This window comes from Mycobacterium sp. IDR2000157661 (assembly GCF_022317005.1).
Classification (GTDB): domain Bacteria; phylum Actinomycetota; class Actinomycetes; order Mycobacteriales; family Mycobacteriaceae; genus Mycobacterium.
Genome location: NZ_CP081006.1, coordinates 2237387 through 2260821, shown reverse-complemented (window position 1 = coordinate 2260821; position 23435 = coordinate 2237387). Strand labels below are relative to the sequence as shown.

Below are 23435 nucleotides of genomic sequence, written 5' to 3'. Positions count from 1 at the left end.
CGTTCCTTATGCGTGAGTAGTCACCCAGGCTAATCAGCCCGCTCACTGATCGCCTGCGGCAACGCGGTGGACACGGTGGTGCTGGTCTCGCCGAGGCCGGCCGCGCGGCGGATCTCGACGAACGCGTCGACGAACGCCGCGGTGGCTTCGTGCACATCCTTCAACGCCCGGTCGTCGCAGAGCACCGAAATGTTGAGTTGGTCGACATAGCTCCACACAGTCACGTTCATCGCGGACCCGGCCGCCAGCGGTCCCACCGAATAGATCTCCGTGACCACCGCGCCGGCGATGCGGCCCCGGTCGCGCGGGCCCGGCACGTTGGACACGATCAGGTTGAACAACTGGTTCGGCGCCTGCCGCTGCGACGTCCACCGGAACGTCGCCCGCACCGCCGCCGGCGGCACGTACTGCAGCCAGGTGCTCACCGTCGCCGGTCCGAGCAGTTCGTTGTCCTCCTTGGCGATGCGCGTGGCCGTTCGGATCAGCCGGATCCGGTCCAGCGGGTCGGCGATCTGCACGGGCAGCGACACCAGCATGGTGCTCAGCTCGTTGCCTGCGATCCGGTCCGGTGAGGTGTCGGTCGCCGCGGGCACCGACGCGATGAGAGCGGCGTCGGCCTGCCCGTCGTACCTGGCCTGCAGCGAGCGCAGGCCGCCCGCTGCGATCGCGAGCACCATGTCGTTGACCGTGACCTCGAGGTGCCTGCTCGTCGCCTTGACCTCGTCGAGCGACAGTGTCGCGGTGGCGAACGCCCGCCCCGGCGAGATCCTTCGGTTCAGGAACGTGGGCGGCGGCTTGAACCGCTCGGCCAGTTGGGGATGACGGCGGCGTTGGCGCGCGCGCCGCTGCAGCCGATACGCGCCGCGGACCCCATCGCGGACGGCGGCGGGCAAACCCGCGAGCCGTCGAAGGTGGTCGCGGCCGGCGAATACCAGAAGGTCTGCCGCGGTGACTGCTTCGGGTGGTTCCCGCCGGGTCGACGAATCGGGGCCTGCGCCCGGCCATTCCATCGCCCGCGCCATCAGGTTGGCCGATGCGACCCCGTCGGCGAGCGCATGATGCACCTTGCCGATCACCGCCACCCGGTTCTCGGCGACGTCCTCGGCGTAATAGAGCTCCCAGAGCGGCTTGCGGCGGTCCAGCGGCGTGCCGGCGATCTCGCCGATCAAAGCGTCGAGGCCCAGCCGTCCACCGGGTGGCGGAACCGTCACCCGGCGCACGTGATAGTCGAAGTCGATGTCGGCGTCCTCCCGCCACACCGGCCGGTGCAGGTGCAGCGGGACGTCGACCAGTTGGTAGCGCAGCGGATCGAGAGCAGACAGCCGTGACCGGAACTTCTCGAGGAACGCGTCGAAGGTGGGCTCGCCCTCGAACTCGGCGGTGTCGACAACGGCGACCTTGAGCGTGTGCTGATGCACGTTGTCCGTCTCGCTGCACAGCAGCAGTGAATCCCAGCCGCTGAGTCGCTTCACGCCGCTAGCCCTCCGCGCTCCTGTACCGGTCACGCGACGGGAGGCGGTTGTGCACCGACTCCACCGCCGAGGCGAGACCGGCGACGAACCGGTCGGAGGCGAACGTGCAACCGGCGTGGCCCGCCTCGACTTCCACGGTCTCGGCGTCGCGTATCCGACTCGCCAGCCAGCGTTGCCGCTGCACACCGAAGGCACGGTCGCGCGTCGTCACCAGCACCGTGGTCGGCACATCGATCTCGTGGACCCATGTCGAGGAGTCGAAGCGGATGACCTCCGCAACGGCCCGGGTGATCGCGCCGGGTGACGTGCTGCGCACCTGCCCGAGGATCCACTGGTGATCGCGCAGCCAGCCGGACGCCACCGCGGCCGGGGGCGCGAGCCGGCGGGCCGGGGGGCTCACCGACTCCATCAGCGCCGCGAACACACCGGTCGCCACCCGCTGATAGCTGGCGCGATTGATCGCCGCCGCCGCGGCGCAGAGCACCAAGCCGTCGACCCGGTCGCGGTGCCGCTTCCACACTAACTGGGCGATCAGCGACCCCATCGAGTAACCCACGGGCACGAAGGTGTCGACGTTCAGCAGGTCGGCAAGGGCTGCGACGTCGTCGGCGCAGTCCTCGAGAAGAAAGCGCGGCGTGTCGATGCCCTGACCGTGTCCGCGCTGATCGAAGACGATGACGCGGCCGTACTCCTGCAGGCGGGCCAGCGCGGGATACCAGGTCATCACGCCAGTGCACGCCACCGAGTGCAGCAACACGAACGTCGGGCCGTCGTGCGGGCCCGAGTCGACGACGAAAGTGGTGCCGCGCCCGGGCAGTTCCACCACCCGACCGTCCGGGAGGTCGGCGACCGGCGCCACCGCGGGCAACGACGGAAGCCGCGGGATGGTCAGCTGTTTCGGCACAATCCAAGCGATATCTCCCACGATAACGTCAACACCGCACCGCGTGGCGTATCCGCGCCGATTCCCGCTGAGCACCTGCACAGCGGGGCGGGCATACACTGCCAACGTGCGCGACGTGCTCGACGAGTTGCTGTCTGTGTGGCGGGCCGGCGGCACCGCCGGTGTGGCCACCGTCGTGCGCACCATGCGCTCGGCGCCCCGTCGGCCGGGCGCGACGATGGTGGTGTCGCCCGACGGCACGGTCGCAGGCTCGGTCTCGGGAGGGTGCGTCGAGGCGGCGGTCTACGAACTGGCGGGCGAGGTGGTCACCTCGGGCCGTCCGGCACTGCAGCGCTACGGCGTCAGCGACGACGACGCGTTCGCGGTCGGACTCACCTGCGGCGGCATCATCGACATCTTCGCCGAGCCGATGTCGCGCGACACCTTCCCGCAACTGGAGGCGGTCGCCGACGACATCGCCGCGCACCGGCCGACGGCCGTCGCGACCGTGATCGCGCACCCCGACCCGCGGCGGGTGGGCGCCCGCCTGGTGCTCGGGCCCCGTTCGGTCAACGGATCGCTGGGCTCGGCGCGCTCGGACGCCGCGGTCACCGACGACGCCCGCGGCCTGCTCGCCGCCGGCCGCACCGCGGTGCTGTCCTACGGGCCGGACGGGCAGCGCCAGGAATCCGGCATGGAGGTGTTCGTCGCCAGCCATGCGCCGCGCCCGCGGATGCTCGTGTTCGGCGCCATCGACTTCGCAAGCGCGCTGACGCAGCAGGCTGCGCTGCTCGGCTACCGGGTGACCGTCTGCGACGCCCGTCCGCTGTTCGCGACGCCGGCCCGCTTTCCCGGCGCCGAGGACGTCGTCGTCATGTGGCCGGATCGCTACCTCGCCGAGCAGGCCGCGCAGGGCCTGATCGATTCGCGTACGGCGATCTGCGTGCTCACCCACGACCCCAAGTTCGACGTGCCCGTGCTGCAGGTGGCGCTGCGCTGCGACGTCGGCTACATCGGGGTGATGGGCTCGCGGCGCACTCACGAGGACCGGTTGGTGCGGTTGCGCGAGTCGGGGGTGACCGACGCCGAACTGTCGCGCCTCGCCAGCCCGATCGGACTCGACCTCGGCGCGCGCACGCCCGAGGAGACCGCGGTGTCGATCGCCGCGGAGATCATCGCCCGCAGGTGGGGCGGGGGCGGGCGGCCGCTGACCGAAACGGCCGGCCGCATCCACCACGACGACCGATGAGCGCTTGCGCGAAGAGCAGAGAGACCGATGAGCGCTTGCGCGAAGAGCAGAGAGAACTGAGACAACACCTATGGAAATGTCGCTCTCGAATACGATAACGTCACTCTTCAGACGGCTCGTTCGGCTAATGGAAGTGGTGAACCGGTGACTTCGGCTTCTGGGGGGACGGTGGTGACCCGCTACGCAGGCACCCGGGTCCCACGCATCGAGGACAACCGCCTCCTCACCGGACACGGCACCTTCGTCGACGACGTGGTGCGGCCCGGCATGCTGCATGCCTGCTTCGTGCGCAGTCCGTTTGCCCACGCCAGGATCAAGGGCATCGACACATCGGTCGCGCTGGCCATGCCGGGTGTGCACGCGGTGTTCACCGCCGACGACCTCAATCCCGACGTCAAGGAGGCGTGGCACGCGGTCGCGGGCAAGGACATTCCCGACACCCCACGCCCGCCACTGGCAGAGGGTGAGGTCAAGTTCGTCGGTGATCCCGTCGCGCTGGTGATCGCCGACAGCCGCTACCTCGCTGAGGACGCCGTCGACGCGGTCGAGGTCGACTACGAGCCGTTGCCCGCCATCGCCGACTTCACCAAGGCCGTGGGCTCCGATGTGGTGGTGCACGAGGCCTACCCCGACAACGTCGCAGGCGGCATGGGCGGGGCGCCACCGGACGAGGAGACCTTCGCCGGCGCCGCCTGTGTGGCAACGGCAAACGTGTACCAGCAGATCTACGCGCCGGTGCCGATCGAATGCCGGGGCATGGTCGTCGAGTGGACGCCCGCGACCGAGGAACTCACCATGTGGGCGTCCACGCAGACACCCCACGAGTTGCGTGCCTTCTGTGCGCGGCTTCTGGGTATTCCGGCGCACAACGTGCGGGTGATCATGCGCGACACCGGCGGTGGGTTCGGACAGAAGGTCGTGCCGATGCGCGAGGACATGTGCGTCATGCTGGCGGCCCGCAAGGTGCCCGCGCCGCTCAAGTGGATCGAGGACCGGCGCGAGAACCTGATGTCGGCAGGGCAGGCCCGCCACGTCGACGGCACCGCCCGAGTGGCTCTCGACGAGGACGGCACCATCCTCGCCGTCGACATCGACTTCGCCTACGACATCGGCGCATACCCGACGCCGTACCCGGTGCTGACCACCGCGGCGGTCGGCATGTTCTTCCCCGGCCCCTACCGGGTGCCGAAGGCCAGCTTCAACTACAAGACGGTGTTCTCCAACACCGCGGGACTGGCGGCCTACCGTGGGCCGTGGCAGTACGAAACACTGGCCCGCGAAGTGCTTTTCGACATCGCGGCCCGCAAGCTGGACATGGATCCGGTCGAGCTGCGCCGGCGCAACATCCTGCGCGGTGATGAAATGCCGTACTTCAACCCCAACGGCATGCCGTACGACCACGTCGCCCCCGCCGACACGTTCGAGCAGGCCGTCAAGATCCTCGACCACGAAGGCTTTCGCAAGGAGCAGGCGGATGCGCTGGCCGAGGGCCGCTACCTCGGGCTGGGCTTCTCCGCCTACATCGAACCGACGGGCGCGGCGACGGGTCACCTGGGCACAGAAGGCGCCACCATACGGATGGAGCCGACGGGCAAGATCAACGTCTACGTCAACGGCGGTTCGACGGGCAACAGCATCGAGACCACCGTGGTGCAGTTGACGGCCGACGCGTTGGGCGCCGACATCGAGGACGTGGCCACGATCCAGGGCGACACCGCGGTGACGCCGTACGGCGCCGGGACCCAGGGCAGCCGCAGTGGCCCGATGACCGCAGGCGCGGTGGCCGAGGCGGGCGCGATCCTGCGAAGGCAACTTGTGGCGATGGCCGCGCCTCGCCTCGAAGTCGACGAGTCCGACGTGGAGTTGGAGGGTTCGCGCGCCTTCGTTCGCGAAAACCCGGACAAGGCGGTGAGTTTCGCCGATCTGGCCTTCCGCGCCCACTACGAGCCGCAACAGTTGCCACCGGGAGTTTCATCGTCATTGGAGGCGACGGCACGGTTCGCCTCCCCGCCTGAGGCGATGATCCACTGGGCCAACGCGACGCACGCCTGCACCTGTGAGGTCGACGTCGAGACCGGTCAGGTCACACTGACGCGCTACATCGTCAGCGAGGACGTCGGGCCGATGATCAACCCGAACGTGGTCGAGGGACAGATCGCGGGCGGCACCGTCCAGGGCATCGGCGGCGCGCTGCTCGAGGACATGGCCTATGACGCCGACGGCAACCCGCTGTCGTCGACGTTCGTCGACTACCTGCTGCCGACCGCCACCGAGGTGCCCACCATCGAGTACGGGCACGTCGAGATCCCCGGTCCGGGGGTCGGCGGCTACAAGGGTGTCGGCGAGGGCGGTGCCATCGGTTCGACACCGGCCGTCATCAACGCGATCAACGACGCCCTCGCGCCGCTGGGCGTGACGATCACCCGCCTGCCCGCCAGTCCCGCCGCGATCGTCGAGGCGATCGAGCAAGCCAAGAAGTGAGGAACAACGCAGTGGATCGAAAATGGAATTGACCAACGAGTTCCGGGTCGCGGTGCCCGCCGCCAAGACCTGGGAGGTGCTGACCGACGTGGAACGGGTGGCGCCGTGCCTGCCCGGTGCCACGCTTCTGTCGGTGGACGGTGACGAATTCACCGGCGCGGTGAAGGTAAAGGTTGGCCCGATCACGGTGTCCTACAAGGGCATTGCGGCCTTCCAGGAGAAGGATGCCGGCGCCCAGCGGGTGGTGCTCAAGGCCGAGGGCAAGGAGACGCGCGGCAACGGCAACGCCGCCGCGCTCGTCACCGCGCAGTTGAAGGAAGCGGGACCGGCCGCCACCGCCGTCTACATCACCACCGACCTAACGATCTCGGGGAAGGCCGCCCAGTTCGGCCGGGGCGTGCTCGCCGATGTGGCGTCGAACCTGATCGGTCAGTTCGCCAAGTCGCTGGAAGCCAGCGTCCTCGGTGATTCCGCGCCGGGCACCGGGCCGGCGCCGACGACGGAGACGGCCGCGGTCGCCGCGCAACCCAACGCCGGGGAATCGATCGACATGCTGAAAGTCGTTGCGGTGCCGATGGCCAAGCGCGCGGCACCGGCGGTGGCCGCGCTGACGGCGGGCGTGGCCGTCGGCTATCTCGTCGGCCGGCGACGCAGGCGCGGGCCGGCCGCGGTGCTGGCTGAGGATCTGCAGGCCGCCTTGATGCGGCTGCTGTCATGAAGGCGGCCCCCTTCGCCTACCACCGCCCCGACTCGGCGAAGGAGGCGGTGGACATGCTCGCCGAATTCGGCGAGGACGCCAAGATCCTCGCAGGCGGCCAGAGCCTGGTGCCGATGCTGGCGATGAGGCTGACGCACTTCGATAATCTGATCGACATCTCCCGGATCGAGGAACTGCGCAGCATCGACCTGGTCGACGGCGCCGTACGGGTGGCCGCAGGAACGCCGCATTCGTTCGTCGGCATGGATGACGAGGTGGCCGAGTCGGTTCCGCTACTCACCCTGGCGACGCCCTACATCGGTCACTTCCAGATCCGGACCAGAGGCACGCTGGGCGGTGCGATCGCGCATGCCGATCCGGCCGCGGAGTACGCCGCAGTCGCACTGGCGCTCGATGCACAGATGGACGTGCTGTCGCCGACCGGGTCGCGGCGGATCGAGGCCAAGGACTTCTTCACCGGCCTGTGGGAGACCTCGCTGCAGCCCGGTGAGATGCTGACCGCGGTGGACTTTCCGGTGTGGGGGGGCCGGTCCGGCTTCGGCGTCGCCGAATTCGCGCGCAGACACGGCGATTTCGCGATCGCCGGCGCAGCTGTGGCGGTTGAGATCGACGATGAGGATCGCGTATCACGTTGTGGCATCGGGCTGTTAGGGCTCGGGTCGACACCGCTGCGGGGAACGCCTGCGGAGGAAGCGGTGAGGGGTCGACCGGTCACCGACATCAGCGCCGAGGAAGTCGGTCGGCTCGCACTGTCCGGGATCGACGACATTCCGTCCGACCTGCAGGGGTCGGCCGCGTACCGAGCCAGGGTGGGCGCCACGATGGTCGCCCGCGCCTGGGCGTCAGCCACCACGGAGGCAACCGATGCCTGACATGCGCGTCTCGATGACGGTCAACGGCCGCGAGCACACCGCGGTGGTGGAACCGCGACTCACGCTCGCGGACTATCTGCGGGAGAAGTGCGGGCTGACCGGGACCCACCTGGGCTGCGAGCATGGAGCGTGCGGTGCCTGCACCGTGCTGCTCAACGGCGATGCGGTGCGCGCCTGCCTGCTGTTCGCGGTGCAGGCCGAGGGCATGGAGGTCACGACGGTCGAGGGCATCGGTGGGCCGGACGGCGACCTGTCGCCGGTGCAGGCCGCGTTGCGCGAGTGCCATGGGCTGCAGTGCGGCTTCTGCACGCCAGGCTTCGTCACCTCCATCACCGCTCTGCTACGCGACAACCCGAAACCCACCGACGAAGAGATCCGCGAGGGGCTCAGCGGCAACTTCTGCCGTTGCACCGGCTATCAGGGAATCGTGAATGCCGTACACCGTGCGGCCGAGATGACTTAGCGGCGCAGGACGACGCCTACTGTCCGGCGACGACCCCCCGCAGCCCCTCCGAGCCGAACAGTGGCTCGAGCATCGACGAGTAGTCGGGTCCACGGCGCACCAACTGACCGCCGTCGACGTTGATCACCTGGCCGGTGATGAAGCTCGACGCGTCGCTGAGCAGGAACAGCGACGCATTCGCGATGTCGGATACCTCTCCCGGCCGCGGCAACGGCGTGCATGCCGCGTAGTCGGCACTGAGCTCAGGCGAATCCAGAACCGGCGCAACGAGTTCGGTGCGGATCAGACCGGGCCGGATGCAGTTCACCCGCACCCACGATGCACCGAGTTCGTCTGCGGCCAGCTGCATCATGTGGTCGATGCCCGCCTTGGAGACGCCGTAGGCGCCGAACCATCGGTGCGTGTTGCTGGCCGCTATCGACGAGATGCCGATGAACGAGCCGCCACCGCCGCGCACCATCTCCCGCGCCGAGTGCTTCAGCACGTACATGGTGCCGTTGATGTTCAGGTCGACGGTGCGTCGCCACAGTTCGGAGTCGATCTGCGTGATGGGGCCGATGGTCTCGCTGCCGCCTGCGCAGTGCACGACGCCGTACAGCCGTCCGTTCCAGGCGGTCGTCGCCTCCACGACCCGCGCGACCTCGTCCTCGTTGGTGACGTCGGCCGGTTCGTACAACGCCGAACCGGGAGCACCCTGGCCATTGATCTCGTCCGCGGCCGCGGACAACTTGTCGGCGTTGCGGCCGACCAGCATGGCGTTGCCACCCGCCGCCACCACTGCCGCTGCGACACCTTTGCCGATGCCGCTGCCGCCACCGGTGACCAGCACCGTCCGACCCGCCAAGGACAACTCCACCGCAGACCCCTTCGCCGACCAACTAGAACAGGTTCTAGTTATACGTCACGGCTCGTCGTGGCGGGCGGGCTTCGGCGGGCCGAGCGTCCGCCAGTCGGGCACGTTCGGCGGAAGGCCCACCGGATACCGGTTCTCGTTGTGCGCCGCCCAGTGCGCATGCCCGAGTTCGTGGATGTGGAATGCATGCCGCAGCGCCTCGGTGAAACCCATCGCGTCGGCCGCGGCGTTGACCGAGTCCTTGACCAGCAGTGCCGCCATGGTGGGGCGTTCGGCGATCCGGCGGGCGAACTCGAGCGTCTTGTTCTCGAGCTCACCGCGCGGAAAGATCTTCGACACCATCCCGAGACGGTAGGCCTCCTCGGCGTCGATCGAATCGCCGGTCAGCAGAAGCTCTTTGGCTTTACGAGCGCCGAATTCCCAGGGGTGGGCGTAATACTCCACTCCGGGCATGCCCATCCTGACCGCCACGACATCGCTGAACTTCGCATCGTCCGCGGCGACGATCAGGTCGCACGCCCAGACGAGCATCAGGCCGGCCGAGATCGCGTTGCCCTGAACCTGGGCGATGGTGATCTTGCGCAGATCGCGCCAGCGGCGGGTGTTCTCGAAGAAGTAATGCCATTCCTGCAGGTAGGTCCGCTCCGCAATGGCGCTCACGGTGGCGCCGTGCGACCGAAAGGTCGGGTGTTGGGCCGGTCCCGGCTGGCGCTCCAGCATCGCCTCCTCGGAGCCGAGATCATGGCCCGCGGAGAAGTTCTTGCCGCGTGCCGCCAGGATCACCACCCGGACCTGGTCGTCGGCCTCGGCGCGGCCGAACGCCTCGTCCAATTGCACCAGCAACGTTCTGGACTGCGCGTTCTGCGCGTTCGGGCGATTCAGCCAGATACGCGCGATCTGCCCGTCGTCGAGCGTCTCATACGTCACCTGTTGCGCCGCATCGCCTCCGGCGGTTGCGTCTGTCAGATCAGGGCTCGCCATTGCCGACCACCTCTGCTTCAGCTCTTCGGTCCCTCTGCACATTACGGTGCATCGCAGAAATGTCATGCAGCGGTGCCCGTTGCGCAGCTGGGTTGCCCGGGATGAAGACGGGCAATGAGCAGCAGCCAGAACAGTGCAGAATCACAGCTTCGCTCTCTAGAATCGCGGAATGTCGAATTCCTCGTTCTCGCCGCGGCGAGTTGTCGCGATCGGTGGCTTCATCGTGGCGGCGGCCGCTGCCCCCGCGGTCGGTTTCTATCCGACACCGCAACCCGGTGCGGCGGTGGCGCAGGGGTGTCAGTCAGGCGAAGAGGGGGATACGTTCACCACGACGTGCACCCCGTACCTGGTTCCGACTTCGCCTCCGCTGTTCACCACCACCGCCGCCAATCCCGACGTCCCGGAGATCCAGGGGATTCCGTGCATCGGACACAATTCCGGGGCCTGCCTCGGCCTGGCTGAAAACGAGGCCGCCTTCGGCCCGCCCGCGCAGCCCCGCTCGACCATCAGCTCGAGCCCCTAACCGCCGCTGCCTGGGAACTCTCCGAAGCTGCGCAGAAAGCTGCTGGCTTCCCTAGAATCCATGCCGACGACACGGTCAATAACTACAGGAAGCGTGACGATGGCGACCAAGAAGTTCCCTGCACAACGACTCATTCTTGCCGGTGGCTTCGCGGTTGCGGTCGCGGCTGCACCGGCGATCGCCGTTTTCGCAGCGGCCCCGCCCGACGTTGCGCCGATCGCCCAGGGCTGCCCCGGCGGTGAGGAGCCGGACCAGTTCACCGGCAATTGCGTGCCGCACACCGTGCCCAATGCCGGTTCGGCCTTCACTACGCTGCCCGGCAACCCGGACGTCCCCACCATCGGTGGCATCCCGTGCATCGGGCACAACTCCGGCCAGTGCATCGGCCTCGCCGAGGAGGAGCAGGCCATGACGGTCACCCCGCCGGCCGCGCCCGTTTTCGGCGACGGCCGTAATCCGTAGTCTGGCCTAGTGACCAGCGGCGACAACGCTGTCGCCTACAGTTGTCGTATGCCTGCGAAACCTGATCCCGCCGACCTCGGCGACGTCGAACCGCTCGCCGACAGCACCGCACGCCAGGCGCGGCGCGTCGTCGCCGCCTATGCGAATGATGCTGACGAATGCCGGATCTTCCTTTCGATGCTCGGCATTGGACCGTCGAAGCTCGAGGCATAAGTGAGCAAGGGGGGCGGTCGGGCGGCCGGCTCCGGTGACGCCGACTTCGTGGTGGTGGCCAACCGGTTGCCGATCGACATGGAGCAGCTGTCCGACGGGAGTACGCGCTGGAAGCGCAGCCCCGGCGGCTTGGTCACCGCCCTGGAGCCGCTGCTGCGGCGTCGGCGCGGAGCCTGGATCGGCTGGCCTGGCGTGCCGGACGCCGGCGAGGAGCGGATCGAGCAGGACGACATGACCCTGTGCCCGGTCAACTTGTCCGCCGACGACGTCGCCGACTACTACGAGGGCTTCTCGAACGCCACGCTGTGGCCGCTGTATCACGATGTGATCGTCAAACCGATCTATCACCGCAAGTGGTGGGACACCTATGTCGAGGTGAACCGTCGCTTCGCCGAAGCGACGGCGAAGAGTGCCGCCCAAGGCGCCACCATCTGGGTGCAGGACTATCAGCTGCAGCTGGTCCCGAAGATGCTGCGAATGCTGCGTCCCGACCTGACCATCGGCTTCTTCCTGCACATCCCGTTCCCGCCGGTGGAGCTGTTCATGCAGATGCCGTGGCGAACCGAGATCGTCGAGGGGCTGCTCGGGGCGGATCTGGTCGGTTTCCACCTGCCCGGCGGCGCCCAGAACTTCCTGATTCTGGCGCGACGGCTGGTCGGCGCCAATACGTCTCGCGCGACGGTCGGGGTGCGATCCCGGTTCGGTGAGGTCAACGTCGGCTTCCGCACCGTGAAGGTCGGCGCGTTCCCGATCTCCATCGACTCGACGTCTCTCGACCAGCAGTCCCGCTCCCGCGCGATCCGCCAGCGCGCCAAAGAGATCCGCGCTGAACTCGGCAACCCCCGCAAGATCCTGCTCGGTGTCGACCGGCTCGACTACACCAAGGGCATCGACGTCCGGCTCAAGGCGGTCTCCGAACTGCTCGACGAGCAGCGCGTCAACCCCGAGGACACCGTCTTCGTGCAGTTGGCGACGCCCAGCCGCGAGCGAGTCGAGAGTTACAAGGCGATGCGCGAGGACATCGAGCGCCAGGTCGGCCACATCAACGGCGAACACGCCCAAGTCGGCCATTCGATCGTGCACTACCTGCACCGGCCGGTGCCCCGCGAGGAACTCATCGCGTTCTTCGTCGCCGCCGACGTGATGCTGGTGACGCCGCTGCGCGACGGCATGAACCTGGTCGCCAAGGAGTACGTCGCGTGCCGCAGCGATCTCGGCGGTGCGCTGGTCCTCAGTGAGTTCACCGGCGCCGCAGCCGAACTGCGCCAGGCCTACCTGACCAATCCGCATCACCTCGACGGCGTCAAGGACGTCATCGAAGCCGCGCTGAGCCAGTCACCGGAGGAGGGCAGGCGTCGGATGCGAGCGCTGCGCAGGCAGGTGCTGGCACACGACGTCGACCGCTGGGCCCGCTCCTTCCTCGACGCGCTCACCTCGACGGAGTCAGCGACCCGAACCGGTCAGACCGCTAGATCGGAGTGATGTAGCCGATCAGCCACTTGCCGTCGACCTTCTCGTAGTCGACGCGCAACCGGCTGCCGTCGTAGACCGGCTCTTTGGACTTGTCGGTGACGGTGCGGTTCATGAAGACCATCACCGAAGCCGACTCGCGTTGCGCCGTCATCACTCCCACACCGACGACGTTGGCCTGGCTGACCAGCTGGCGCTCCCGCGCCTGCGGAATGATGTCCTCGGTCGCGCGGTTCTGGAACTCCTCGCGGTAGTCCGGCGTCAACAGCGGATACACCTCGCTGAGACTGCGTTCTACGGTCTGGTAGTCGTAGCCGAACACCTTCGGAATCTGCTTCTCGGCCAACGGCGCGAGCTCCACGACCGCCGCCTGTTCGCCGCGCTCCTGGACGCGGTTCCAGTACAGCCATCCGCCTGCACCGGCGAGCGCGACGAACGCGACCGCCGCCAGCAGCGACAACGCACCGACGAGGCGCCGCATCAGTTGCCCCCATCGGGGTATTTGAGGTCGTAGCCCGACATGTGTCCGTTGTCGTCCTCGTGCACGATGACCCGCAACCGGTACGGCTGCGACGGCTGATTGTTGCCGTCCATGTCGGTCACGGTGATCCGCGCCGAAACCAGCACCGCGGCGTTCTTCGAGACTTCGTCGATCTTCTCCAGCGCCGCACCGTTGATCACCGCCTCAGCGTTGGCCTCGGTGCTCCGGAACAGGATCTTGAGGTTCTCGGTGTTATCGCCTTCGGTCATCATCGCGCGCAGCGGCCCGCTGGTGCTGTTGATGAAGCGGTCCACGCTGGCGTCGATGGACTGCTGGTCGTAACTGAACATGTTGACCACCAGCTGTGCCGCGGTGTCGACGAAGCGCTGATCGCGGTCCCTGGCGGCCGCAGCGTCCCGTTGCTGCACGACCATCACGACACTGAGCGCGGTCAGTACCGCCACGGCGAGGGCGGCCGCGGCTAGGAACATCGTCGCCACCCGCTTGCGGTTCGGCTGCCTGCGCGGCGGCGGCCCGGCGGGTTTGGGCAACCGGACGCGCCGCGGCTTGGCCGCCTGGACGCGGCCGGTCGCCTCCGTCTCGCCGCTCGCCGGTCCGGCCGGGCGGGACGCGCGCCGACGCCCCGTGGGCCTCGTTGCCGTCGCGGTCGAACCCGTGTTTTCCGTCATTACGCCTGCCTTGGAGCCAACATCAAATCTACCCAGTTCTCTGCAGGCGCCAGTTTGTCAGTAGCGGCCGCGATTACGCCACTTCCGCCTTCCGGGTCGACGAACCTGCCGTTCTGGTCGTAGGTCGCGATGGTCGGGCCCATTCCCGTCCCCGCCGCCATCGGCGGCGCCTCGGCGGGCAACGGCGGACCCTCGGCCGGCGGTGGCGCCGGAGCGACACCCGGCGGTGGCGGCACGGACCCCGCCGGTGCGGGCGGCGGGGTCCGGGCGTAGGGCGGCACCACGTGATCGGGCGGCGCGAAGAACGGCCACGCCGGCGGCAGCGTCGGCGGAACCTCGTTGGGCGGCACGGGCAGCGGGAACGGCGCATGCGGCGCCGGACCGGGGCCCTGCGGGACACCGGGCGGTAACTGCACGGCCGGTGGGCCGGGGTCCGGGTCCACCTGAGGGGGAATATAGGGGAACTTATTGGGCGGCAGGATGTTGCGCCCATCCTCGGGGGTGTCGTCCTCCATGACGTCCATCGGCGTGCCGACCGGAACGGGCGCGCCGCGCCACGGGTTGTTCCCGATCGGGACGTACCCGCGCGGATCGCGGCAGAGTGCCACCGTGGGTGCCCGCTTGCCGGGGAACTCCTGGCACGGGTAGTTGCGCGCGCCACGCACGACGCTGGGATCGTTCTGCGGCACCTTGCAGTACAGATCGTTCGGCAGGTTTCGTAGCGTCTCGTCTGCGGGTGAGCGAATTTCCGTGGCGGGGACGAAACCCGTTGAACACCCCGGGGGGTCTTGCAGGTAAATCTTGAAGTCCAGCTTGCCTCCCTCGTCCGCCGGCACACCACCTGCGACGGTATTCAACGCGGCAATCAACGCCGGGAACACCACCAGCGAGTGCTCCAACGACTTGCGGTAGATGACGCCGATGCGCCCGAAATTGGCGAGGTTGGCTGCCAGCACAGGAAACGACGGCCGAATGCCGCTGAACAATTCATTGGCCTCGGCTGTGGTGCCCGGAATGGTCTGCAGAGTGGTGCGCAGGTGCGGGTCGGCGTTGGCCACCTGCGTCGTCAGCCGCGCCAGGCCATCGGCCAGCGACCGGATGTCGTCACCGCTGCGGATCTGCGCTTCGAGGAACGGCCCGACCTGATCGATCAACTGCGTCGTCTGCCCGTAGTTCGCGTTGGCCTCGTCGACCAGCAGCCGCGACGACTGGATCAGCCTGGCCAGCTCGGGACCGGACCCGTTGAACGCCGTGAACGCCTCGCGCAGCAACTCCTGGATGCGGCTGTCACCGACGCTGCTCAGCAAAGCGTCGGCCTCGCGCAGCAGGCCGGCGATGTCCTGTCCGATCGCCGTGCTGCCCACGCCGATGTTGTCCCCCTCGCGCAGCGTCGATTGCGCCGGATCCTCGGGAGGTACCAGGTCGATGTACTGCTCGCCGATGGCCGAGACGCTCCTGACGGTGGCAGTGACGTTCTCGGGCACCGGCGTTCCACTGTTGAGCCGCATGTCGGCCACGATGCTGTCTTTGTCGAGACCCACCGAGGTCACTCGCCCGATGGTCACGCCCCGGTAGGTGACGTTGGCGTTTTCGTAGATACCGCCGCCGGCAACGAAGTTGGCGCTGACGTGATAGGCGCCGATACCGACGGCGGCCGGCAACTTCAGGTAGAAGATCGAGATCGCGCTGACGGTGAGCACCGTGACGATCGCGAAGATCGCCAGCTGGAATTTGGTGAGGCGGGTCAGCATCTAGGGCCCCTCCCCGTGCTGCGTCGCCGTACCTGCGGGTATCTCGAACGGATCCGCGGCCTGTCCGGACAGGTTCGCCAGCGATCCGGTCATGAAGTCCGGCGGGGTGATCACGTCGTGCATCCGCTTCATGTTCGGATCCAGGCCCCACGAGGTCGTGAAGATCGACTCACCTAAGCGCCGCAGCGTCAGGTCGAAGGTGACGTACACGTTCAAATAATCGCCGCGCACCGCGTTCTTCAGGTACTCGTAGTGGAACGGGAAGGTCGGCAGCAGTTCCAGGTCCTTGATGAAGTAGTCGGCGTTGTCGTTGAACGCCTTGATCACCGGGTACAGGTCCGTGAAGTCAGCGGCGAAGTCGTCCTTGGTCTGCTCCAGGATCCGCGACGCGATGGTGGCGAAGGTCTGCAACGCGCCGAACGCGTCGACGATGTTGGCCCGATTGTCGTTGAGCACCTGCAACGCCGCGGGCAGGCGGTCCAGCGTGCGTCCCAACCCGTCCCTGCTGCGCGCCAGGATGCCGGCGAACCGATCGAGCCCCTCCATCGCGGCGATGATGTCGTTGGTCTGCCGGTCCAGTGAGCTCGTCAGCTCGGCGAGCCGGGGGATCAGGTCGGTGAAGGTACCGTCACGCCCGGCGATGGCGTTGTACATCTCGTCCGTAATGTCTTGCAGCGCACCGAGATTACCCTTGTTCACCACGACGCCCAGCGCCGACAGCACTTCCTCGGTGGTCGGATAGCGGCCGATGCGCTCGAGCGGAATGGTCGAGCCGTTCGTCAGCTGACCGACACCGGGTTGACCGACGGGCTCGGCCAACTCGACGTGCTGTGAGCCCAGCAACGACGTCTGTGCCACCGTCGCAGTGACGTTCGCGGGCAGCTCGACATCGCCGTCCAGCGAAAGTTGCACCGCCGCATAGAACGTGCCGTCCGAGCGCTGCACCGCCCCGATGCGGGAGACACTGCCGACAGTGACGTCGTCGATCATGACCGGCGAGTTCTGCGGGAGCGTCGCGACATCGGGCAGCTCGACGGTGATCTTGTAGGACCCCGCGCCATGGCCGGCGGTGCCCGGCATGTTCAGCGAGTTGAGCCCGCCGAACGAGCAGCCTGCCAGCACCGCCGCCAACGCCGGCAGTGCGATCACCCTGCGGATCACGGGGCACCTCCACCGGGCAGTGGGGCCGGCATCGGGATGGGAGCGACCGGCGCGTTCACGGGCGCAGGCTCGGTCGCATTCACATCGGCAGCCGGCAGCGGTGCCTCCGCGGGCAACCCGGCGGCCGGGCCACCGGCATGCGAGGCCGCGGGCGGCGACGACTCCCCTGGCGCGGCATCCGGTGCGGGCGGCACCATCAGCGAGCTGAGATCCGTGTTGCCCGACAACTGCGGTGGCGTGACGCCCGGCGCAGGCTGCCACTGCAGATACGGCACTGGGGTTTCGGCCTTCGCCTCGGTCGCCGGGGTGTCGTAGATGACCTGGCCCTTGTAGGCGGTGATGCTGTTGATCGGATGGAACATCAGCGGCGGGTAGTTCATCGCGATGCGCTTGAACACCGGGCCCATGCGCTGGCGGCAGATCTCGGTGCGCTTGTAATTGTCGGGTGACGAGGAGACCTCGAAAGTGCCGCCGCAGATGAACTGCACCGGGTTGGCGAAGTTGGGCAGCGTGAGCAGGCCGACAACGGTGCCCTGTGCCGGGTTGTAGATGTTGTAGAAGTTCGACAGGCCGTTGGGCGTGATGTGCAAAATCTGCTCGATGTCCTCACTGCGCTCGGTCAGGATGCTGGTGAAGTCGGTGAGCTTGTTGACCTGATCGATCAGCGCACTGTTGCTCTCGTTGAGGAAGCCGCGAACATCGACGAGCGCCTGGTTCAGCGTGCCCAGCGTGGAATCGAGGTCGGCGGTGCTGTCGGCCAGCACCTGCGACACGGATGCGACATGGTCGGAGAACTGCACGATCTGCTCGTTGCTGTTGGACAGCGCGTCGACCAACACCTGCAGGTTTCGGATGGTGCCGAACAGGTCGGTGCGCGAGTCACCGAGGCGGCCCGCCGTCTGAGAGAGTTCGCGCAGGGCTTGCCGGAATGAGTCACCGTTGCCGTCGAACGTGTCGGCGGCCTGGTTGACGAAGGCGGTCAGCGGACCCTGTACCGACCCCGGCTTCGGGCCGAGCTGGGCGCTCAGCTGTGTGAGCTGCTCCGTGACCTCGTCCCATTCGACCGGCACCGCGGTACGATTCATGCCGATCTCGCCGCCGTCGGCCATCTTCGGACCGCCGGTGTAAGCGGGTGTCAGCTGAATGAACCGCGCCGCAACCAGGTTCGGCGAAACGACGAGGGCCTTCGCGTCGGCGGCGACCTCGACGCCGTCCTCCACCGTCATGGTCACCTTCACGTCGGTTGGCCGCGGTTCGATCGAATCGATCGTTCCCACCGGCACGCCGACGATGCGGACATCGTCGCCGGGGTACAACCCGACCGCGGACGTGAAGTAGGCGGTCAACTTGGTGCCGCTGCGCGACGGCATGACCAGCAGCACGGCGACGATCAGCGTGACGACCAGTGCCACCATCACGGCCACGCGCAGCCAGCGGCCGCGATCAGAGGTCGATGTCGCTTGCGTCATGGTGACCTCGGCCTGATGATCATGCGCTCGGAGATGTATCCGCGCAGGTAGTCGGCCAGGCTGTCAGGCAGCTTTCCTGGCTGGAAATAGAAGTCCAGCAGCACCTCGGCCAGCGGCGCCGGCGGCAGCCCGTAAAGGTTGATCTGGAAGCCGGACCCAGAACCGACCACCTCGCCGAGCGCGGTGGCGTACGGCGGCAGCCGCTTGAGCGCCTCGCTGATGTGGTCGCGGCGCTCGAGAAGGTTGTCCAGCACCAGGTTCAGCTTCTCCAGCGCGGGTCTGAACTCACGGCGGTTGTCGGCCACGAAGCCCGAGAGTTGTTCGGAGACATCGTCGATGCCATCGATCAGGTTGCTGATCGCCTGACGCCGCTCGTCGAGCGCGGCAAACAGCAGGTTGCCGTCGACGATCAGCTGGTTCACCTGGCCGGCGCGCTGAGCAAGCGTGTCGGAGACCCGCTTGGCATGACCGAGGAGCTGTTCGAGCGCTTCGTCGCGCTTGTTCAGGCTGCGCGACAGGCTCGCGACGCCGTCGAGCGCGCCACGCAACTGGGGGGTCGCGTACCGCAGCGAGTCGGTGAGTGTCTGCAGTGCCTGCTCGAATCGCGGCTTGTCGAGCTCGTTGGCGGTCTGCCCGAGGTCCTGCAGCGCATTATTCAGTGTGTACGGAGTCGTCGTGCGCCCCAACGGGATACTGGTCGCCTCGCCACTGCCCTGCGGCGTCACCGCCAGCGACTTCTCCCCGAGCACCGTGTCGGTCTTGATCGCGACCATGGTTTGATCGCCGACCTTGATGTCACGCTCGACGGTGAAGGTGACCTTCGCGGTGTCGCCGGCCAGCTCGACGCCGGTCACCTGGCCGACGTTGACGCCGGAGACGTTGACGTCGTTGCCGGGCGAGATGCCGCCGGCGTCAGTGAAGTACGCCTCGTACGGCTTGCCCTGCGGGAAGAACGGCAGACTGCTGTAACCGAACGACACCAGCACCACGCATACCACCAGGAAGATGCCGAAGATGCCGGTACGGAGCGGATTCGAATCGTCGGGTCTACTCATTGATCGGCGCACACCTGCCCTTCGACGGATCCGGCGGGCCGCCCAGCGGGATCAGGATGTCGCTGCCCGCGGGACCGTTGATCTTCATCCGAACCGAGCAGTAAAAGATGTTGAAGAACGAGCCGTACGCGCCGAGCGCGTTGAGCCGAACATAATTCTCGGCGAGCGGTTCGATCACCTTGTTGACGTCGGCCTTACGCTCGTCGAGACGCTGGGCCAGCGGGCGCACGTTCTCGATGACACCCTGGATCGGCCTGCGGGATTGCCGCAGCATGTCGGTCAGGTCGTTCTCGGCCGAGGCCAGCGGACCGATGGCGCCCGCGATCGGGTCGCGGCCCTCGGCGAGACCGGTGATGAGCCGCTGAAGTTGGTCCACACTGTCGTTGAACTGGGCGCCCCTCTCGTCGACTGTGGCCAGCACCGTGTTCAGGTTGTTGATCACGTCGCCGATCAACTGGTCGCGCGCGGCCAGGTTCTGGGCGAACGCACTGGTGGTCGACAGTAGGTTCGACAGTGCACCGCCCTGGCCCTGCAGCAGTTCGATCACCGCACTGCTGACGTCGTTGATCTTGTGGCCGTCGAGTCCCTTGAGCACCGGCCGTAGCCCGCCCAGCAACGCGTCCAGATCGAGCGCGGGTTGGGTGTTGGCGACGGGAATAGTGCTGCCGGCCGGCAACTTGCGCAACTCACCCGGGCCCGAGGTGATCTCGAGGTACCGGTCGCCGACCAGGTTCTCGTAGCGCACCACTGCACGCGTCGAGGAGTAGAGCTGATAGCGCTTGGCGACGTCGAACGCCACATCGACGGTGTTGTCGGCGTTCAGCTTCACCGCGTTCACGGTGCCGACGGGCACACCCGCGATCCGCACGTCTTGACCGGACTTCAGCCGCGAGGCGTCGGTGAACGTTGCGTGATAGCCCTTCTCCGCGGTGAACCTGAACTCGCCGAAGACGACCACCAACATCGCGGCGACCAACACCATGACCACCGAGAAGATGCTGACGTATAGCAGCGTCCGGTCACGCTTCATCAGAGACCTCGCTTCTTCGCGGACGGCTCTTCGCGCAAGCGCTCATCGCGGCGCAACCGGCTCATCAGAAGTCGTCCCTTTCCGCGAAGGCGCCGTTGAACAGCCACTGCAGCGTCGATGGCGCGTCGAACTGCAACTCGGTGTTCGGCTGGTACGGAACGTAGGCGTTGTCGGTGACCAGGAACGGTGAGCGGTACCAGGAGCCGCCGAACTGCTTGCTCGGCACATTGGGCAGACCACGGCAGTTGGGTCCACCGGAGGCGTTCACGATCGGCAGACTTTCTGGGTAGGTGTACGCAGGGGCGCCGAGCATGAAGTTCGATGACACAAAAAGGCCGGGCCGGATGCCGCCGATGATCGGGGCGAACCGGTCGACCGCCAACGCGGTGCCCTCCAGCAGGCAGCCGAACATCGGCGAATAATCACTCGCCACTTTCAGCGGCGCCCGCAGCCGCTGGATCGCCGCGATGTAGTCGGTCTCCGCCGGTTCCAGCGTCTGGGTTCCGTTGTTGGCCAGGCCGGTCGCGGCGAGCAATGTAGCGTTGAGATTGTCCTGCTCGTCGACGATCGTGTCGCTGATCGCCGGCGCGTTGTCGAAGATGCGCGCCAGGTCGGGGCCGGCGTCACCGTAGATGTTGGCCACCACGGCGGTCTTGCGCAGATCTTCCTGCAGCGTGGGCAGTTTCGGGTTGAGCTGCTGCAGATAAGTGTTCAGGCCGGCCAACAGAGCGCCCAGGTCGTCGCCGTTGCCGCGCAGGCCCTCCGCCAGCGCGCTCAGCGCCGCGTTGAGTTGGATCGGGTCGATCTTCTGCAGGACGTCGGTCAGGGTCTGGAACAGGGTGTTGACCTCTAGCTGCACCGAAGACGCCTGCACGGCGGCACCCGGACGCAACTGGCCGGTCGGGTTCTCGGGCGGCACGAACTCCACGGACTTGGCGCCGAAGATCGTATTGCCGGCGATCCGGACGTCGGCGTTGGCCGGGACATACCGCATCTCGTTGCTGTTGATCGACAGCGTCAGCTTCGCTTGATCGCCCGCGTACTCGATCGACTTCACTTCCCCGATCTGGATGCCCCGGTACTTGACCTTCGCGTCGCGCTCCATCACCAGGCCCGCGCGTGGGGAGGTGACAGTGACCGTATCCGTCGACGTGAACGCCGCCGTGTACGACATATATGTGAACACCGTTGCCGCAACGAGAATCCCCACCAGGATCGCCGCGGCGATCCTGACATGGCTGCGCTTCGCGTCTTCGCCTGCCATCGCGGTTATCCCGAGAGGTTGAAGTTGCCGGACGCGCCGTAGACGGCGAGTGAGATGAACAGGGTGATCGTCACGACGACGATGAGCGAGGTGCGCACGGCCTGACCGACGGCGACGCCGACGCCGACCGGGCCACCGGAGGCGTGGTAGCCGTAATAGGTGTGGACCAGCATCACCGCGATCGCCATCACGATCGCCTGCAGGAACGACCACAACAGGTCGGTGGGCACCAGGAAGGTGTTGAAGTAGTGGTCGTACAGTCCGGCGGACTGGTTGTTGATGAACACCGTCGTGAAGCGCGCGGCGAAGAAGGCCGCGAGCACCGACAGCGAGTACAGCGGGACGATCGCGACCATTCCGGCCATCAACCGGGTGGACACCAGGTAGGAGACCGAGTGCACGGCCATGGCCTCGACGGCGTCGATCTCCTCGGCGACGCGCATCGCACCGAGTTGAGCGGTGGTGCCGGCCCCGATCGTCGCGGCCAGAGCGATGCCCGCGATCACCGGCGCAACGATGCGGACGTTCAGGAAGGCCGACAGGAAGCCGGTGAGCGCTTCGATGCCGATGTTGCCCAGCGACGAGTAGCCCTGCACGGCGATGACGCCGCCCGAGGCCAGGGTCAGGAACGCCGCGACACCGACCGTTCCGCCGATCATCACCAGCGCGCCGGTACCCATGGTCATCTCGGCGATGTTGCGGATGGTCTCGGTGCGGTACCTGGTCACCGCGTTGGGCAGGTGTCGCATCGTCTCGCCGTAGAACAGCGCCTGTTCGCCGATGATGTCCACGGCCTTTGGCACGCCGCTGAAGAAGCGGCGGAAGCGCACGCTGACGTCGTAGCTCACGGCTGTCTCTTCTTCGCGCAGGCGCTGATCATCGGGTCAGCACTCGCACACCGAGGGCGGTCATCACCACGTTGATCACGAACAGGCAGATGAAGGCGTAGACCACGGTCTCGTTCACCGCGATGCCGACACCCTTGGGGCCGCCCTTCACCGTGAGTCCGCGGTAGCAGCCCACCAGTCCGGCGACCACACCGAACAGCAGCGCCTTGATTTCCGCCAAAATGAGCTCAGGGAGGCCGGTCAACACCGTCAAACCGTTGATGAACGCACCGGGGTTGACGCCCTGCAGGAAGACGGAGAACACATAGCCGCCCGAGAGGCCGATCAGGCAGACCAGGCCGTTGAGCAGCAGCGCGACGAATGTCGACGCCAGTACCCGGGGCACCACCAGCCGCTGGATCGGGTCGATACCCAGCACCCGCATCGCGTCGATCTCTTCGCGGATGGTGCGGGCGCCCAGGTCGGCGCAGATCGCCGTCGCGCCGGCACCGGCGACCACCAGCACGGTGACGACCGGTCCCAGCTGGGTGATGGTGCCGAACGCGGTGCCCGCCCCCGACAGGTCGGCCGCGCCGATCTCACGGAGCAGGATGTTGAGCGTGAACGCGACGAGCACGGTGAAGGGAATCGCGACGAGCAGCGTCGGGATCAGCGAGACCCGCGCGATCATCCATGTCTGGTCGAGAAACTCCCTGAACTGAAATGGGCGCCGAAAAGTCTTGGCGAAGGTGTCGAAGGCCATCTCGACAAACCCGCCCACCGCCCGAGCCGGTGCCGCGAGCTGTTCGATCAACCTCGGCTCCATTCTCGGGGCGGAGTGTTCGGCGTGCGCTGTGGCGAAGAACTGAAACGTATTGCCACAGCAGGCTTCCCACCCCGGGTCTAAGCGTTGCTCTTAGTGAGCCGGATCATATTAACTAGAACAAGTTCGCAGTGTCAAAGAACGGTAAAAGTAGTCGAAATTGTGACCTTTACGCTGGTCAGCAGGGGTGCGGCCGACGCCATTCTAGAACGCGTTCTAGCCCGACCCCAGGCTGACAACCGAGA

The 23435-nt window shown here is 67.1% G+C and carries 23 protein-coding genes; 9 read left to right on the top strand and 14 right to left on the bottom strand.

Annotation, left to right across the window (positions count from 1 at the left end):
- Nucleotides 1-29: 29 nt before the first annotated feature.
- Nucleotides 30-1472, bottom strand: coding sequence for a WS/DGAT/MGAT family O-acyltransferase (locus K3G64_RS12060; protein ID WP_238950082.1), 1443 nt, complete (start codon nt 1470-1472; stop codon nt 30-32).
- Between the two features lie 4 nt (nt 1473-1476).
- Nucleotides 1477-2376, bottom strand: a complete 900-nt coding sequence (locus K3G64_RS12055; RefSeq protein ID WP_238950080.1) for an alpha/beta fold hydrolase — start codon at nt 2374-2376, stop codon at nt 1477-1479.
- A 106-nt stretch (nt 2377-2482) separates the two neighbouring features.
- Here K3G64_RS12055 and K3G64_RS12050 point away from each other — a divergent pair, with 106 nt between their 5' ends.
- From K3G64_RS12050 to K3G64_RS12030, 5 genes are all read left to right on the top strand, one after another.
- Complete coding sequence (locus tag K3G64_RS12050; protein WP_238950079.1) at nt 2483-3604, top strand: XdhC family protein; 1122 nt, start codon at nt 2483-2485, stop codon at nt 3602-3604.
- A 144-nt stretch (nt 3605-3748) separates the two neighbouring features.
- Nucleotides 3749-6085, top strand: coding sequence for a xanthine dehydrogenase family protein molybdopterin-binding subunit (locus K3G64_RS12045; protein ID WP_238950077.1), 2337 nt, complete (start codon nt 3749-3751; stop codon nt 6083-6085).
- A 22-nt stretch (nt 6086-6107) separates the two neighbouring features.
- The gene (locus K3G64_RS12040) at nt 6108-6803 is read left to right on the top strand and encodes an SRPBCC family protein (RefSeq protein ID WP_238950076.1); all 696 of its coding nucleotides are present in this window, start codon (nt 6108-6110) and stop codon (nt 6801-6803) included.
- Nucleotides 6800-7675: an FAD binding domain-containing protein gene (locus K3G64_RS12035; protein ID WP_238950075.1), complete on the top strand. Its 876-nt coding sequence runs from the start codon at nt 6800-6802 to the stop codon at nt 7673-7675. The genes K3G64_RS12040 and K3G64_RS12035 overlap by 4 nt, the downstream gene beginning before the upstream one ends.
- On the top strand, nt 7668-8138 hold the full coding sequence (locus K3G64_RS12030; protein ID WP_238950074.1) for a (2Fe-2S)-binding protein: 471 nt from the start codon (nt 7668-7670) through the stop codon (nt 8136-8138). Before K3G64_RS12035 ends, K3G64_RS12030 begins: the two co-directional genes overlap by 8 nt.
- Nucleotides 8139-8154: 16 nt before the next feature.
- Here K3G64_RS12030 and K3G64_RS12025 read toward each other — a convergent pair whose 3' ends face one another.
- Together K3G64_RS12025 and K3G64_RS12020 are read right to left on the bottom strand one after the other, a co-directional pair.
- Nucleotides 8155-8994 carry an SDR family oxidoreductase gene (locus tag K3G64_RS12025; RefSeq protein WP_238950073.1) on the bottom strand — a complete coding sequence of 280 codons (840 nt, stop codon included), beginning with the start codon at nt 8992-8994 and terminating at the stop codon, nt 8155-8157.
- A 45-nt stretch (nt 8995-9039) separates the two neighbouring features.
- Nucleotides 9040-9972: an enoyl-CoA hydratase gene (locus K3G64_RS12020; protein ID WP_238950072.1), complete on the bottom strand. Its 933-nt coding sequence runs from the start codon at nt 9970-9972 to the stop codon at nt 9040-9042.
- Between the two features lie 169 nt (nt 9973-10141).
- On the opposite strand from K3G64_RS12020, the gene K3G64_RS12015 reads away from it, so the two are divergent.
- The 4 genes from K3G64_RS12015 to K3G64_RS12000 all read left to right on the top strand — a co-directional run bounded on the left by K3G64_RS12015 (nt 10142) and on the right by K3G64_RS12000 (nt 12652).
- Nucleotides 10142-10495, top strand: a complete 354-nt coding sequence (locus K3G64_RS12015) for a hypothetical protein (protein WP_238950071.1) — start codon at nt 10142-10144, stop codon at nt 10493-10495.
- Between the two features lie 99 nt (nt 10496-10594).
- A complete protein-coding gene (locus K3G64_RS12010; protein WP_238950070.1) occupies nt 10595-10957 on the top strand; it encodes a hypothetical protein in 363 nt (120 codons plus the stop codon).
- Nucleotides 10958-11005: 48 nt separating this feature from the next.
- Entirely contained in the window at nt 11006-11170 is a 165-nt protein-coding gene (locus K3G64_RS12005; protein ID WP_238950616.1) for a hypothetical protein, read from the top strand.
- On the top strand, nt 11171-12652 hold the full coding sequence (locus K3G64_RS12000; protein WP_238950069.1) for an alpha,alpha-trehalose-phosphate synthase (UDP-forming): 1482 nt from the start codon (nt 11171-11173) through the stop codon (nt 12650-12652).
- Here the strand turns inward: K3G64_RS12000 and K3G64_RS11995 are convergent.
- From K3G64_RS11995 to K3G64_RS11950, 10 genes are all read right to left on the bottom strand, one after another.
- Nucleotides 12639-13121, bottom strand: coding sequence for a mammalian cell entry protein (locus tag K3G64_RS11995; RefSeq protein ID WP_238950068.1), 483 nt, complete (start codon nt 13119-13121; stop codon nt 12639-12641). The two genes, K3G64_RS12000 and K3G64_RS11995, sit on opposite strands and share 14 nt — an antisense overlap.
- Complete coding sequence (locus K3G64_RS11990) at nt 13121-13810, bottom strand: mammalian cell entry protein (RefSeq protein ID WP_238950067.1); 690 nt, start codon at nt 13808-13810, stop codon at nt 13121-13123. The genes K3G64_RS11995 and K3G64_RS11990 overlap by 1 nt, the downstream gene beginning before the upstream one ends.
- Nucleotides 13810-15561, bottom strand: a complete 1752-nt coding sequence (locus K3G64_RS11985) for an MCE family protein (protein WP_238950066.1) — start codon at nt 15559-15561, stop codon at nt 13810-13812. Before K3G64_RS11985 ends, K3G64_RS11990 begins: the two co-directional genes overlap by 1 nt.
- On the bottom strand, nt 15562-16722 hold the full coding sequence (locus K3G64_RS11980) for an MCE family protein (protein WP_238950065.1): 1161 nt from the start codon (nt 16720-16722) through the stop codon (nt 15562-15564). It lies immediately after the preceding gene.
- A complete protein-coding gene (locus K3G64_RS11975) occupies nt 16719-18191 on the bottom strand; it encodes an MCE family protein (protein ID WP_238950064.1) in 1473 nt (490 codons plus the stop codon). Before K3G64_RS11975 ends, K3G64_RS11980 begins: the two co-directional genes overlap by 4 nt.
- Nucleotides 18188-19246 (bottom strand): virulence factor Mce family protein, encoded by a 1059-nt coding sequence (locus K3G64_RS11970; RefSeq protein WP_238950063.1) that lies wholly within the window; start codon nt 19244-19246, stop codon nt 18188-18190. Before K3G64_RS11970 ends, K3G64_RS11975 begins: the two co-directional genes overlap by 4 nt.
- Nucleotides 19239-20276, bottom strand: a complete 1038-nt coding sequence (locus K3G64_RS11965; RefSeq protein WP_238950062.1) for an MCE family protein — start codon at nt 20274-20276, stop codon at nt 19239-19241. Before K3G64_RS11965 ends, K3G64_RS11970 begins: the two co-directional genes overlap by 8 nt.
- Nucleotides 20277-20340: 64 nt before the next feature.
- A complete protein-coding gene (locus K3G64_RS11960) occupies nt 20341-21540 on the bottom strand; it encodes an MCE family protein (RefSeq protein ID WP_238950061.1) in 1200 nt (399 codons plus the stop codon).
- A 5-nt stretch (nt 21541-21545) separates the two neighbouring features.
- Nucleotides 21546-22388: an MlaE family ABC transporter permease gene (locus K3G64_RS11955; RefSeq protein ID WP_238950060.1), complete on the bottom strand. Its 843-nt coding sequence runs from the start codon at nt 22386-22388 to the stop codon at nt 21546-21548.
- Nucleotides 22389-22416: 28 nt separating this feature from the next.
- Nucleotides 22417-23181: an MlaE family ABC transporter permease gene (locus tag K3G64_RS11950; protein ID WP_238950059.1), complete on the bottom strand. Its 765-nt coding sequence runs from the start codon at nt 23179-23181 to the stop codon at nt 22417-22419.
- Between the last annotated feature and the right edge of the window lie 254 nt (nt 23182-23435).